12 protein-coding genes are annotated in these 13,608 nt (G+C 73.3%); 3 read left to right on the forward strand and 9 right to left on the reverse strand.

Annotated features, from left to right (window positions below):
* Positions 1-49: 49 nt before the first annotated feature.
* The 3 genes from GT045_RS16755 to GT045_RS16765 all read right to left on the reverse strand — a co-directional run bounded on the left by GT045_RS16755 (position 50) and on the right by GT045_RS16765 (position 2,327).
* Complete coding sequence (locus GT045_RS16755) at positions 50-478, reverse strand: DUF6299 family protein (protein WP_161334663.1); 429 nt, start codon at positions 476-478, stop codon at positions 50-52.
* A 323-nt stretch (positions 479-801) separates the two neighbouring features.
* Positions 802-1,200: a RidA family protein gene (locus GT045_RS16760; RefSeq protein ID WP_161334664.1), complete on the reverse strand. Its 399-nt coding sequence runs from the start codon at positions 1,198-1,200 to the stop codon at positions 802-804.
* A complete protein-coding gene (locus GT045_RS16765) occupies positions 1,197-2,327 on the reverse strand; it encodes an acyl-CoA dehydrogenase family protein (protein ID WP_161334665.1) in 1,131 nt (376 codons plus the stop codon). The genes GT045_RS16760 and GT045_RS16765 overlap by 4 nt, the downstream gene beginning before the upstream one ends.
* Before the next feature lie 185 nt (positions 2,328-2,512).
* On the opposite strand from GT045_RS16765, the gene GT045_RS16770 reads away from it, so the two are divergent.
* Both GT045_RS16770 and GT045_RS16775 read left to right on the forward strand, forming a co-directional pair.
* Positions 2,513-4,105: an AMP-binding protein gene (locus GT045_RS16770; RefSeq protein WP_161334666.1), complete on the forward strand. Its 1,593-nt coding sequence runs from the start codon at positions 2,513-2,515 to the stop codon at positions 4,103-4,105.
* Positions 4,106-4,120: 15 nt separating this feature from the next.
* Positions 4,121-4,933 (forward strand): PaaX family transcriptional regulator C-terminal domain-containing protein, encoded by an 813-nt coding sequence (locus GT045_RS16775; protein WP_161298148.1) that lies wholly within the window; start codon positions 4,121-4,123, stop codon positions 4,931-4,933.
* Between the two features lie 190 nt (positions 4,934-5,123).
* On the opposite strand, the gene GT045_RS16780 is transcribed toward GT045_RS16775, so the two are convergent.
* Together GT045_RS16780 and GT045_RS16785 are read right to left on the reverse strand one after the other, a co-directional pair.
* A complete protein-coding gene (locus GT045_RS16780; protein ID WP_161296652.1) occupies positions 5,124-7,421 on the reverse strand; it encodes a bifunctional salicylyl-CoA 5-hydroxylase/oxidoreductase in 2,298 nt (765 codons plus the stop codon).
* Positions 7,422-7,490: 69 nt separating this feature from the next.
* Positions 7,491-8,318 (reverse strand): enoyl-CoA hydratase family protein, encoded by an 828-nt coding sequence (locus tag GT045_RS16785; protein ID WP_161298095.1) that lies wholly within the window; start codon positions 8,316-8,318, stop codon positions 7,491-7,493.
* A gap of 314 nt (positions 8,319-8,632) precedes the next feature.
* On the opposite strand from GT045_RS16785, the gene GT045_RS16790 reads away from it, so the two are divergent.
* Complete coding sequence (locus GT045_RS16790; protein WP_161298096.1) at positions 8,633-9,085, forward strand: ATP-binding protein; 453 nt, start codon at positions 8,633-8,635, stop codon at positions 9,083-9,085.
* On the opposite strand, the gene GT045_RS16795 is transcribed toward GT045_RS16790, so the two are convergent.
* The 4 genes from GT045_RS16795 to GT045_RS16810 form a co-directional block, all read right to left on the reverse strand.
* Positions 9,045-10,505: an amino acid permease gene (locus GT045_RS16795; protein ID WP_161334667.1), complete on the reverse strand. Its 1,461-nt coding sequence runs from the start codon at positions 10,503-10,505 to the stop codon at positions 9,045-9,047. The genes GT045_RS16790 and GT045_RS16795 overlap by 41 nt on opposite strands.
* Before the next feature lie 110 nt (positions 10,506-10,615).
* A complete protein-coding gene (gene argF / locus GT045_RS16800; RefSeq protein WP_161298098.1) occupies positions 10,616-11,638 on the reverse strand; it encodes an ornithine carbamoyltransferase in 1,023 nt (340 codons plus the stop codon).
* Positions 11,639-11,731: 93 nt separating this feature from the next.
* A complete protein-coding gene (locus tag GT045_RS16805; RefSeq protein ID WP_161334668.1) occupies positions 11,732-12,955 on the reverse strand; it encodes an arginine deiminase in 1,224 nt (407 codons plus the stop codon).
* 278 nt (positions 12,956-13,233) lie between these two features.
* Positions 13,234-13,608, reverse strand: a 375-nt coding sequence (locus GT045_RS16810; RefSeq protein ID WP_237538654.1) for a macro domain-containing protein, incomplete at its 5' end; no start/stop codon positions are given.

Below are 13,608 nucleotides of genomic sequence, written 5' to 3' on the forward strand. Positions count from 1 at the left end.
AGCGGGCGCGGGGTGACGATCGCCCCGGCGCACCGCAGGAGCTCGCGTGTCACTCCTGGACGAGCGTGATGTCCTGTTCGGTCGCCGCGTGGAAGGCCGGCACCAGCAGGATGCCCGACGGGCGCAGCTCCGTGAGCGTGGCCTCCACCCGCGCCGCTCCGGACTTCAGCGCCCGCGCGGAGACCTTGCCGGAGTTCTGCCAGCGGTGTTCGGCTCCGTCGCACCGGGCGGTACCGCCACCGATGCCCTGCTTGAGGCGGGGGTCGCCCTGGCTGAGCGAGGAGCTGACGAGCACCGGTCCGGTACCGCCGGTGCAGCGGTAGCCGCCGGTCAGCGTCACCGTGCCGTCGGGCGCGATCCGGCCGACGGGGTCGACGGTGATCACCTCGTAGGGTTCGGCGGCGCGGGCCGGGCCGACGGCGGCGCACAGCAGGGCCGCGGCACCGAGGGCCGTGGCGAGGACGGGGCGTACGGGCATGGAGTGCCTCCCTGTTCCAGGGGATCGAGGGCTCCACTGGTACTGCTCGCCCCCGCCGAGGGGCGTGACCGTCACCCCATCGGTGGCGCGTCATGACACCGTACGGCCCGGTCCGGACCCGAGGGCGGGTCCGGGGCGGCCCGGACCGGCCCGCGGAAGGGGGCAGACGGTTCGCGGGCCGGAGGTGCGGGGGCCGGGGGTCCGGGGGCCGGGCGGTTCAGGGGCTGGCGCTCAGCGGGCCGAGCGGTTCACGGGCCGGCCGTGCACGGGCTGGCGGTTCAGGGGTCGGCGCTTCGCGGGCCGGAGGTCACGGCCTCCCGGGGTCACGGCAGTACGGCGAATCCGTCCAGTTCCACCAGTGCCCGCTCGTCCCACAGCCGTACGACCTCCACGACGGCCATCGCGGGATAGTCGCGGCCCGCCGACTCCCGCCAGATCCGCCCGAGCCGGCGCGCGTGTTCGCGGTAGGCGGCGACGTCCGTGGTGTAGACGGTGACCCGGGCGAGGTCGGCGGGGCCGCCACCGGCCGCGCGCAGGGCGGTGAGGAGGTTGCCGAGGGCCTTCTCGAACTGCTCGGGCAGTGTGTCGCCGGTGATTCCGCCCTCGGTGTCCAGGGCGGTCTGTCCGGCGAGGAACACCACGCGGGAACCGGCGGCGACGACGGCGTGCGTGAAGCCCGTGGGCGGGGACAGCTCGGGCGGGTTGACGCGCTCGGTCGTCACCGGGCCTCCTTCTGTGCCGTGGCGTACAACTCCTTGGCGATGATGCCCCGCTGGACCTCGCTGGCCCCCTCGTAGATGCGGGGCGCGCGCACCTCGCGGTAGAGGTGTTCGAGGAGGTGGCCGCGGCGCAGGGCCCGCGCGCCGTGCAGCTGGACGGCGGTGTCGACGACGTACTGCGCGGTCTCGGTGGCGAGCAGCTTGGCCATCGCCGCGCGCCGGGGGACGCCGTCGGCACCCGCGTCGTGGGCCGCGGCCGCCGCGTACACCATCAGCCGCGCCGCCTCGGTGCGCAGGGCCATCTCGGCGACCTGGTGGGAGACCGCCTGAAGGTCCATCAGCCGGCCGTCGAACGCCTCGCGCCTGCTGGTGTGGTCGACGGTGGCGTCCAGCGCCGCCTGGGCCATGCCGACCGCGAAGGCGCCGACGCTGGGCCGGAAGAGGTTGAGGGTGCCCATGGCGACGGCGAAGCCGCGGTCGGCCTCACCGAGCACGTCGGCGGCGGTGACGGGCACGGCGTCGAAGTCGAGGGCGCCGACGGGGTGCGGGGAGAGCATCTCCAGGGCGCTGCCGGTGAGTCCGGGCCGGTCGGCGGGGACGAGGAAGGCGGTCACCCCGCGGGCCCCGGCGCCGGGTGTGGTGCGGGCGAAGACGGTGTAGACGTCGGCCTCGGGCGCGTTGGAGATCCAGCACTTGGCACCGGTGAGCCGCCAGCCGCCGCCGTCGGGTTCGGCCGTGAGGGCGAGGGCCGCCGCGTCCGAGCCGGCTCCGGGCTCGCTCAGCGCGAAGGCGGCGACCGCGTGGCCGTCGGCGACCGGGGGCAGCCAGCGCGCGCGCTGGGCCGGGGTGCCGTGGGCGTGCACCGGGTGTGCGCCCAGCCCCTGGAGGGCGAGGGCGGTCTCCGCCTCGGTGCAGGCCCGGGCGAGGGACTCCCGCATCAGGCACAGGTCCAGCGCGCCGGAGGTGAAGAGCCGCGCGAGCAGGCCCAGTCGCCCGAGTTCGGCGATCAGCGGCCGGTTGACCCGGCCCGGCTCGCCCCGGTCGGCGAGCGGGCGCAGCCGCTCGGCGGCCAGCGCGCGCAGTTCGGCACACCAGGCGGTCTGCTCCGGTGCGAGTGAGAATGCGGACATGGCCGTCCTCCCTCCGGGGAGGGCCGGCCGGGCCTTCCCCGTCGCCTTCGAGGCGGGCCCCTCCCCACCTGCCCTCCCGACGTTATCGCGCACAGTTGACTGTCGTCACCAACACGATACGCTCGATCCGCGAGCCCACCAGGAAGCCCGTTCGGACATCTGTCACGGCAAGGGGGCGGACCGCCATGCACCTCTCGGCCCATGTCGACACCTTCGCGCGGGACCATCTGCCCCCGCCGCACGAGTGGCCCGAGCTGCGGTTCGACCTGCCGGAGCTGCGTTACCCCGATCGGCTGAACTGCGCGGCGGAGCTCCTGGACCACGCCGACCCGGCCCGGCCGGCGTTCCACACCCAGGCGGGACCGGTCTGGACGTACGGTGCGCTGCGCGCCCGGGTGGACCGGATCGCGCACGTGCTCACGGGCACGCTGGGCGTCGTCCCGGGCAACCGGGTGCTGCTGCGCGGCCCCACCAGCCCCTGGCTCGCCGCCTGCTGGCTGGCCGTGCTGAAGGCGGGGGCCGTCGCGGTCACCGTGCTGGCCCAGCAGCGCCCGCACGAGCTGGAGACCCTGTGCGAGATCGCGCGCGTCGGCCACGCGCTGTGCGACATCCGGGCGGTGGACGACCTGGCGAAGGCCGGGATACCCGGGCTGCGGATCACGACGTACGGCGGTGACACCCCCGACGACCTGCTGCGCCGCCCCGCTCCCGACACCGCCTTCCGGGCAGTGGACACCGCGGCCGACGACGTCGCCCTGATCGCGTTCACCTCCGGCACCACGGGTCGCCCGAAAGGGTGTATGCACTTCCACCGGGATGTGCTCGCAACAGCCGACACCTTCTCCCGGCATGTGTTGCGCCCCCATGAGAACGACGTCTTCGCCGGCACTCCCCCGCTCGGCTTCACCTTCGGCCTCGGCGGGCTGGTGATCTTCCCGCTGCGGGCCGGCGCCAGCTCCCTCCTCCTCGAACAGGCCGGCCCCCGCCAGCTGCTCCCCGCGATCACCGAGCACCGCGTCTCGGTCCTGTTCACGGCGCCGACCGCCTACCGCGCGATGCTGGAGGACCTGGACGGGCACGACGTGTCGTCCCTGCGGCGCTGCGTGTCGGCCGGCGAGAACCTGCCCTCGGCCACCTGGCGGGCCTGGCACGAGCGCACGGGCCTGCGCATCATCAACGGCATCGGCGCGACCGAGCTGCTGCACATCTTCCTCTCCGCCGCCGACGAGCACATACGGCCGGGCGCCACGGGCCTGCCGGTGCCCGGCTGGCAGGCGCGTGTCCAGGACGCCGACGGCAGGCCCCTGCCCGACGGCGAGCCCGGCCTGCTGGCCGTCCGCGGCCCCGTCGGCTGCCGCTACCTCGCGGACCCGCGCCAGCGGCAGTACGTGCGGGGCGGCTGGAACGTCACCGGCGACACCTACGTCCGCGAGGCCGACGGCTACTTCCACTACGTCTCACGGGCCGACGACATGATCATCTCCGCCGGGTACAACATCGCGGGCACGGAGGTGGAGGACGCCCTGCTGCGCCATCCGGACGTGGCCGAGACGGCGGTCGTGGGCCGCCCCGACGAGATCCGCGGGCAGGTGGTCGTGGCCTACACGGTGCTGCGCGCCGGAGCCCCGCGCGACCCGGAGACGCTGCGCGCGTTCCTCATCTCCGAACTGGCGCCGTACAAGTGCCCGCGCGAGTTCGTCTTCGTGGACGCGCTGCCCCGCACGGCCACCGGCAAGCTCCAGCGGTTCCGCCTGCGCACCGAAGGTGACCGGCAGTGATGCCGACGACCTAAAATGATCAACGTGTCCGACCAGCACGCCCCCAGGTCCCTCATCGTCACGCTCTACGGCGCGTACGGCCGCTTCATGCCCGGCCCGGTGCCCGTCGCCGAGCTGATCCGGCTGCTGGCCGCCGTAGGCGTGGACGCCCCGTCCGTACGCTCCTCGGTGTCCCGGCTCAAACGGCGCGGCCTGCTGCGGCCGGCCCGCACGGAGTCCGGCGCGGCCGGGTACGAACTGTCCGGTGAGGCACGCCAGTTGCTGGAGGACGGCGACCGGCGCATCTACGCCGGCACGCCCGTGGCGGACGCGGGCTGGGTGCTCGCGGTGTTCTCGGTCCCCGAGTCGGAGCGGCAGAAGCGGCATGTGCTGCGCTCCCGGCTGGCGGGCCTCGGCTTCGGCACGGCGGCCCCCGGGGTGTGGATCGCCCCGGCCCGGCTGTACGAGGAGACGGAGCACACCCTGCGCCGGCTGCGTCTGGATCCCTACGTGGACTTCTTCCGGGGCGAGCACCTGGGGTTCGCGCCCACGGCCGACGCGGTGGCCCGCTGGTGGGACCTCGCCGCCATCGCCAAGGAGCACGAGCGCTTCCTGGACGTGCACGCACCGGTGCTGCACGCCTGGGAGCGCCGCGCGGACACCCCGGCCGAGGAGGCGTACGCCGACTACCTCCTCGCCCTCGACTCCTGGCGCCACCTGCCCTACACCGACCCGGGCCTGCCCACCCACCTGCTCCCGGCCGACTGGCCGGGCGTCCGCTCGGCGGAGGTCTTCCGGGGGCTGCACGCGCGGCTGCGGGACGCGGGAGCGGCCTTCGCCGGCCTGTGAGTCCCCGCCCGGCACCGCCCGCCCGCACCACCCACCCGGCACCGCCCACCCGCACCACCCACCCGGCACCGCCCACCCGCACCGCCCACCCGGCACCGCCCACCCGGAGCGCCGGGACCGCGGGGCTCGGCGCTCCGAGCGTGAGCCGGAGCCGGGGGCTCAGCCGCCGACCGTGAGAGGGGCCGGGGGCTCAGCCGCCGAGTGTGAGACGGGGCCGGGGGGCGTCCGTGCGTCCGGTCCGCGGGCGCCGGCTGCCCGCGCGGTAGGGCGCGGGCCAGACCGCCCCGGGTCCCGTGTAGTCCTGTTCGACCGCCGCGTGCAGGGTCCAGTGCGGGTCGTACAGATGCGGCCTGGCCAGCGCGCACAGGTCGGTGCGGCCGGCGAGGATCAGCGAGTTGACGTCGTCCCAGGAGGAGATCGCGCCGACCGCGATCACCGGGACGCGGGCCTCGTGCCGGATCCGGTCGGCGAAGGGGGTCTGGTACGACCGCCCGAACTCCGGCCGCTCCTCGGCCACCACCTGGCCGGTGGAGACGTCGATGGCGTCGGCGCCGTGCGCGGCGAAGGCCCGGGCGATCCCGACGGCCTCCTCGGCACTCGTCCCGCCCTCCGCCCAGTCCGTGGCCGAGATCCGGACGGTCATCGGCCGCTCGGCCGGCCACACCGCGCGTACGGCGTCGAAGACCTCCAGCGGGAACCGCAGCCGCCGCTCGAACGAGCCGCCGTAGGCGTCGGTGCGCAGGTTGGTGAGCGGGGAGAGGAAGCCGGAGAGCAGGTAGCCGTGGGCGCAGTGCAGTTCGAGCAGGTCGAAGCCGGCCCGCGCGGCCCGCCACGCGGCGGCGGCGAACTGCTCGCGGATGTCCGTGAGCTGGGCCCGGGAGAGCCGGCGCGGGATCTGGCTGTCCGGCGTGTACGGCAGCGGGGAGGCGGCGACGACGGGCCAGTTGCCGGTGTCCAGCGGCTCGTCCATGCCCTCCCACATGAGCTTGGTGGACCCCTTCCGGCCGGAGTGCCCCAGCTGGACGCCGATCGCGGTGCCCGGCACCTGCCGGTGCACGAAGTCGGTGACGCGCCGCCATGCCTCGGCCTGCCGGCCGGTGTAGAGGCCGGCGCAGCCGGGGGTGATCCGGCCCTCCTCGCTGACGCACACCATCTCGGTCATCACGAGGCCGGCCCCGCCCAGGGCGCGGGCACCGAGGTGGACGAGGTGGAAGTCGCCGGGCACGCCGTCGGTGGCGGAGTACATGTCCATCGGCGACACGACCACCCGGTTGCGCAGGGTCAGGCCACGCAGCCGGAAGGGCGTGAACATCGGCGGAGTGCCGGGCGGGCAGCCGAACTCGCGCTCGACGGCCTCGGTGAAGTGGGCGTCGCGCAGGCGCAGGTTGTCGTGGGTGACGCGGCGGCTGCGGGTGAGCAGGTTGAAGGCGAACTGCCGGGGCGACTGGCCGAGGTACAGCTCCAGGTCCTCGAACCACTCCAGGCTGGCCCGGGCGGCCCGCTGGGTGGAGGCGACGACGGGCTTGCGCTCCTCCTCGTAGGCCGCGAGCGCGCTGCCGACGTCGGGCTGTTCCTCCAGGCAGGCGGCCAGCGCGAGGGCGTCCTCCACGGCGAGCTTGGTACCGGAGCCGATGGAGAAGTGGGCGGTGTGGGCGGCGTCGCCGAGGAGCACGACGTTGCCGTGCGACCAGCGGTCGTTGACCACCGTGCGGAAGCTGGTCCAGGCCGGGTTGTGGGAGCGCAGAGGGCGCCCGCGGAGGGCGTCGGCGAAGACCTTGGCGCAGCGCTCGACGGATTCGCGCGGGCTGATGTCGCCGAATCCGGCCGCCCGCCAGACCTCCTCGCGCATCTCCACGATGACGGTGGAGGCGTCGGCCGCGTAGGGGTAGCCGTGCAGCTGCATGACGCCGTGCTCGGTCTCGGCGATCTCGAAGCGGAACGCGTCGAAGGGGAAGTCGGCGGCGAGCCAGATGTAGCGGCAGCGGTGTTCGGTCACCTGGGGGCCGAACACCCGGGCGTACGCCGCCCGGGTGGCGCTGTGGACGCCGTCGGCGGCGATGACGAGGTCGTACTCGGCGGCGAGGACGTCCGGGTGGGGGGCCTCCGTGCGGAAGTCGATCCGTACGCCGAGGGAGCGGCAGCGGTCGTGCAGGATCTGCAGGAGCCGGCGGCGGCCGAGAGCGGAGAACCCGTGTCCGCCGGACCGGTGCGTGGTGCCCCGGCGCACTATGTCGATGTCGTCCCAGCTGACGAAGTCGCGCCGCAGGGCCTCGTGGACGGCCGGATCCGCGTGTTCGATGCCGCCGAGGGTCTCGTCCGACAGGACGACGCCGAAGCCGAAGGTCTCGTCCGGTGCGTTGCGTTCCCAGACGGTGACCTCCCTCGCCGGGTCCAGGCGCTTGAGCAGGACCGCCGCGTACAGCCCGCCGGGGCCGCCGCCGATGACGGCGATGCGCCGGGGCCGGCCGGCCGGGTGCGGCGGCCGCATGTCCGCCGCGGCCGGCCGCGCGATCGCCGGCGCCTTCGGGGCCGGCACTGCCGGGGTGGGCACGGCGGCTCACCTCCCCCGCCACTTGGGCGGGCGCTTCTCCGTGAAGGCCGCGTGGAACTCCGCGTAGTCCTCGCCGTTCATGAGCAGGGCCTGGGTCGAGGCGTCCAGCTCCACCGAGGCCGCCAGCGGCATGTCCAGCTCCGCCGTCAGCAGGGCCTTCGTCTGGGCGTGGGCCAGGGCGGGGCCGTCGGCCAGCCGCCGGGCCAGGGTCTGGGCGGCCTCGTCCGCCCCGCCCTCCTCCGTCAGCTCGCTGATCAGGCCGACGCGCTCGGCCTCGGGTGCCCGCACCTGGTCGCCGAGCATGAGCAGCCGGGTGGCGTGGCCGAGACCGACGACCCGGGGCAGCAGATACGCGGCGCCCATGTCGCCGCCGGACAGTCCGACCCGGGTGAAGAGGAAGGCGAAGCGCGCCGAGGGGTCCGCGATCCGGAAGTCGGCCGCGAGGGCGAGGACCGCGCCCGCCCCCGCCGCCACACCGTGCACCGCGGCGATCACCGGGAACGGGCACTCCCGGATCGCCCGGACGACCTGCCCGGTCATCCGGTTGAAGTCGAGCAGCTGGGCGGTGTCCATCGACAGCGTGGCCCCGATGATCTCGTCGACGTCGCCGCCGGAGCAGAAGCCGCGCCCCTCGCCGGCCAGTACCAGGGCCCGTACCGACCGCTCGCGGGACAGTTCGGCGAGCAGATCGCGCAGGTCGGCGTAGGCGCCGAAGGTCAGGGCGTTGAGTTTCTCGGGGCGGGCCAGGGTGACGGTGGCGACCCCGTCGTCGAGGCGGACCCGCAGATGTGCCCAGTCGTCGGTGTGGGCGGCCGAGCCGGTGAAGGGACTCATGACGTGCGGACTCCTTGGGGGCGTGCCGTACGTTGCTCTGCCTCATGAAGTTATCACTTGTTTGTGACTGTCGTCACGGGCACGCGACATGCCTGCGCCGACCGGCGGGGTGCCGCCACTTCCGCGGCCGGCCGGGTCACATCCGTCACGGATCGTCGACAGGGCGGTAACAAGGGGCCCCGGGCGGCGAGGCGAGGGGGCCGGCCGGGTAGGCCGCCCGTACCGGGGCCGAGGGGTCCCGGGCGAAGCCCGCCGACGGTCCTGAGGGGCGGGCCCGTACCATTTCCGTAGTCGAAAGCAGGACAGCCTGCTCCATGAACGGACTCGCCTTGCACGAACGCCCCGCCGACTCGGCCTCCTGGCGCATCGCGCTGCCGCACACCGCCGCCGCGGTGCCCGCGGCACGTGCCCTGGTGCGCACGGCCCTCACCGAGGTGGAGCACCTGGCCGACTGCGACACGGCGGAGCTGCTCACGGCCGAGCTGGTGGCCAACGCGGTGGAGCACACCGCCGGGCGCGGCCCGATAGAGCTGGTGGTGGAGCTGCTGCCGACCGGCTGCCAGGTCGAGGTGCACGACCCGGATCCGGCGCCGCCCGGCCATCTGACCCGGCCGGTGATCGAGGAGCCGGACCCGTGGCAGGAGGGCGGGCGCGGGCTGCTGCTGATCCGCGCCCTCAGCTCGTCCTGCGGGCACCGCCCCACCCCGTCGGGCAAGGCGGTGTGGTTCAGACTGCCTGTGATTCCCGCTCAGCGACGGCCGGCGTGACGTCGTCGGCCGGTGCCCCCGCGGCCGGCCGGGCCAGCGTGGAGTGCCGGCGGCCGTAGGCGACGTAGACCAGCAGGCCCACCACGAGGAACACGGCGAACTGCAGCCAGGTCCGCCAGCCGGTCTCGTACATCAGGTACAGGCAGAAAGCGACGCCGAGCAGCGGGGCCACCGGGTAGAGCGGCACCCGGAAGCTGCGGGTGAGGCCCGGTTCGCGGCGGCGCAGCGCCATCACCGCGATGTTGACGACGGCCATGATGGCGAGCGTGCCGATGGTGCACAGGTTCATCACGGCGTCGAGGGAGGCGAAGGCCGCCGGAACCGCGAAGACGACGGCGACGATCAGCGTGCCGGCCACCGGCGTAGACGTCCTCGGGGACACCTTCTCGAAGACGCGCGGGATCAGGCCGTCCCGGGACATCGACATCAGGATGCGGGTCTGGCCGTACATCACGGCGAGCACCACGGAGGCGATGGCGACGACCGCGCCGAAGGCGATGACACCGCCGCCGACGGTGGAGCCGGTGACCTGGTTGACGACGTAGGAGAGCGCCGCGGAGCGGCCGGCGACCTGGTCGCCGCCGATGGCACCGATGGCGGCGAGCGCGACGGCGCAGTAGAGCAGGGTGACCAGGCCCATGCAGACCAGGATCGCGATCGGGATGTCCCGGCGCGGGTTCTTGGCCTCCTCGCCGGCGGTGGTGATCGCGTCGAAGCCGATGTAGGAGAAGAACGCGGCGGTGGTGCCCGCGCCGATGCCGCCGAGGCCGGCCGGGGAGAACGGGGTGAGGTTGCCGTCCTTGAAGGCGCTGTAGCCGATCACGCAGAACGCGAGCAGGATCGCGAGCTTGACCGCGGCCATGGCGGCCGTCGCCCGGGCGCTCTCCCGCACCCCGCGCACCAGCAGCACCGAGGCCATGGCGATGACGATCACGGCCGGGAGGTTGACGACACCGCCGTCGCCCGGACCCGCGGACAGCGCGGCCGGCAGCTGCCAGCCGGTGAGGCTGTGCAGCAGCTCGTTGACGTACTGGCTCCAGCCGACCGCGACGGCCGAGATCGAGATGCCGTACTCCAGCAGCAGGCACCAGCCGACGAGGAAGGCGGTGGACTCGCCGAGGCCGGCGTAGGCGAAGGAGTACGAGGAGCCGGAGACCGGGATCGCGCCGCCCAGCTCCGCGAAGGAGAAGGCGGTGAAGACGCAGGTCAGCGCGGCGAGGACGAAGGAGACGACGACGGCCGGGCCGGCCTGGGCGACCGAGTCGGAGAGGCCGACGAAGATGCCGGTGCCGACGATGGCGCCGACGCCGAAGCAGATGAGCTGGAAGAGGCCCATGGTGCGCTTCAGGCCGTGTCCCTCGCGGTCGGCGCCGGATTCGGCGACGAGCAGGTGCGGGGACTTGATGCGGGGAGCGGGCATGCGGGTGGTGCTCGATTCTGGTGGTGCGGGCGCCTGTCGTAGCGGCGCGGCGACGGCACCGGAAGGGGTGGCTCCGGGCCGCCGGTCAGGATAATGCCTGGTGGCGCGGGTCAGGCAAGGCTTTCGCGGCCGAGTGTGGCGACCAGCACCGCCTTGATGGTGTGCAGGCGGTTCTCGGCCTCGTCGAAGACGACCGAGTGGGCGGACTCGAAGACCTCGTCCGTGACCTCCAGCGATCTCAGCCCGTGCGTCTCGTGGATCCACTGCCCCACCGCGGTGCCGAGGTCGTGGAAGGCCGGCAGGCAGTGCAGGAACTTCACGTCCGGGTTGCCGGTGGCGCGCAGGACGTCCATGGTCACGGCGTAGGGGGCGAGGGCGGCGATCCGCTCGTCCCACACCTCGACGGGTTCCCCCATGGAGACCCAGACGTCGGTGGCGACGAAGTCGGCGCCCGCGACGCCCTCGGCGACGTCCTCGGTGAGGGTGACGCGGGCACCGCTCGCGGCGGCCAGCGCCCGGGCGCGGTCGACGATCTCCTGGGCGGGCCAGTAGCTCTTCGGGGCGACGATCCGTACGTCCATGCCGAGCAGGGCGCCGGTGACCAGGTAGGAGTTGCCCATGTTGAAGCGGGCGTCGCCGAGGTAGGCGAAGGCGGTCTCCCGCAGCGGCCTGGCGCTGTGCTCGGTCATCGTGAGCACGTCGGCCAGCATCTGGGTGGGGTGCCAGTCGTCGGTGAGGCCGTTGTAGACGGGCACGCCGGCGTGGGCGGCCAGCTCCTCGACCTTGTCCTGGCTGTCGCCCCGGTACTCGATGGCGTCGTACATCCGGCCCAGCACGCGGGCGGTGTCCTTCACCGACTCCTTGTGCCCGATCTGCGACCCGGACGGGTCGAGGTAGGTCGTGTGGGCGCCCTGGTCGGCCGCGGCGACCTCGAACGCGCAGCGGGTGCGCGTCGAGGTCTTCTCGAAGATCAGCGCGATGTTCCGCCCGCGCAGGTACCGCTTCTCGGTCCCGGCCTTCTTGGCGGCCTTCAGCTCCGCGGCCAGCTCGACCAGGCCGCGGAACTCCTCCTCGGTGAAGTCCAGCTCCTTGAGGAAGTGGCGGCCGGCGAGGGCGGTCGGGACTGTCGCCATGGCGGGCGCTCCGTATGTCGACTACAGGGGACCCTGGAAGTCTATACGATCCTTCACATTTATATACGGCGACCTGTCGTCGGCCACCTGCGGTTATACGGCGTCCCGCTCCACGGGACAGCTCATGCACCGGGGACCGCCCCGGCCCCGGCCCAGCTCGCTGCCCGGGATCTCGATCACCTCGATGCCCTGCTTGCGCAGATGGGTGTTGGTGGTGGAGTTCCGCTCGTAGGCGACGACGACACCCGGTTCCACGGCGAGGACGTTACAGCCGTCGTCCCACTGCTCGCGTTCGGCGGCGTGCACGTCCTGGGTGGCGGTCAGCACCCGGATCTCGCCGAGGCCGAGCGCGGCGGCGATCGCCCGGTGCATGTGCTCCGGTGGGTGGTCGGTGACCTTCAGTTCCTGGTCACCGGCCCCCGCCTCGATGGTGTACGAGCGGAGCATGCCGAGCCCGGCGTACTGGGTGAAGGTGTCACCGTCGACCATGGTCATCACCGTGTCGAGGTGCATGAAGGCCCGCCGCTTGGGCATGTCGAGCGCGACGATGGTGCGCGCGGAACCGGCCGCGAACAGCTTGTGCGCCAGCATCTCCACGGCCTGCGGGGTCGTGCGCTCGCTCATCCCGATCAGCACGGCGCCGTTGCCGATGACCAGGACGTCGCCGCCCTCGATCGTGGAGGGGTAGTCGGCCTGCCCGCGGGACCAGATGCGGAACGATTCCTCACGGAAGAGCGGGTGGTGCCGGTAGATCGCCTCGAAGTGGACGGTCTCGCGCTGCCGGGCGGGCCAGCGCATGGCGTTGATGGAGACGCCGTCGTAGATCCACGCCGAGGTGTCGCGGGTGAACAGGTGGTTGGGCAGCGGGCGCAGGAGGAAGTCGTCCAGGTCCATGACGTGGAAGCGGACGGAGGCCGGTTCCGCGTGGGCGGCGAGGAACTCCCGCTTGGTCATGCCGCCGACCAGGGCCTCGGCCAGCTCGTCCGGGGTCAGCCGGTCGAAGGCGGCGCGCAGGTGGTCGGTGGCGAGGGGCCCGTACTCCTTCTCGTCGAAGACCCGGTCCAGGACGAGCGTGCGGGCCTCGGGGAGGGCCAGGGTCTCGGCGAGCAGATCCCCGAAGAGATGGACGGCCACCCCGCGGTCGCGCAGCACGTCGGCGAACCCGTCGTGCTCGGCGCGCGCCCGGCGCACCCAGAGCACGTCGTCGAAGAGGAGGGCGTCCTTGTTGCTGGGGGTGAGCCTTTTGAGCTCTAGGTCCGGCCGGTGCAGTATGACGCGGCGCAGCCGCCCGGCCTCGGAGTCGACATGGAATCCCATGCCTCCATCCTGACCACCGGACCCCCGCTTGACCCTCAGCTCGCCCGTTTTCGCGTCCAACCGTTCTCGTCTCCACGACGACGTCCCCCCGTTCTCGTCTCCACGACGACGTCCCCCCGTTCTCGTCTCCGTGACGACCTCCACGCGTTCTCGTCTCCATGACGAAAGGGGCGTGCGGGACGGGCCCGCCCGGGGGACGGCGGCCCGGAAGCGCTCCGGAAGCGGGCGGTGGCTGTCCGCGGAAGCGGGAACGGGACTTAGCTGGGGACGTGACCAGTTCAGCCGACGCCGGTCGGCCCCAGCGCCGGCCCCCGCTCGTCCACACCGCGCAGGAACGACTCGACCACCGACAGGTCGGTCCGCTCCAGATCGCCGGCGCGCAGGACGACGCGCAGCTCGGGGCAGACCGCGGGATCCAGGCCGAGGCTGCGGGTGAAGGTCTCGACGACGAGCAACAGCAGCTGGGTGCGGTCGAGTTCGACCAGGCGGGACAGGCCGGCGCCGATCAGCGGTATCGCCACCGGCTTGAACAGGCCGTGCCGGGCGACCGCGGGCCACAGCCGCTCCAGGCTCAGCCGCAGGTCCGCCGGGGCGGACCGGGCGCGCAGGTCGTTGCCGAGCCGGGAGTAGGCGAGGGCGAAGACCCGGCGGCC

It is taken from the genome of Streptomyces sp. SID486 (genome assembly GCF_009865385.1).
Lineage (GTDB): Bacteria > Actinomycetota > Actinomycetes > Streptomycetales > Streptomycetaceae > Streptomyces.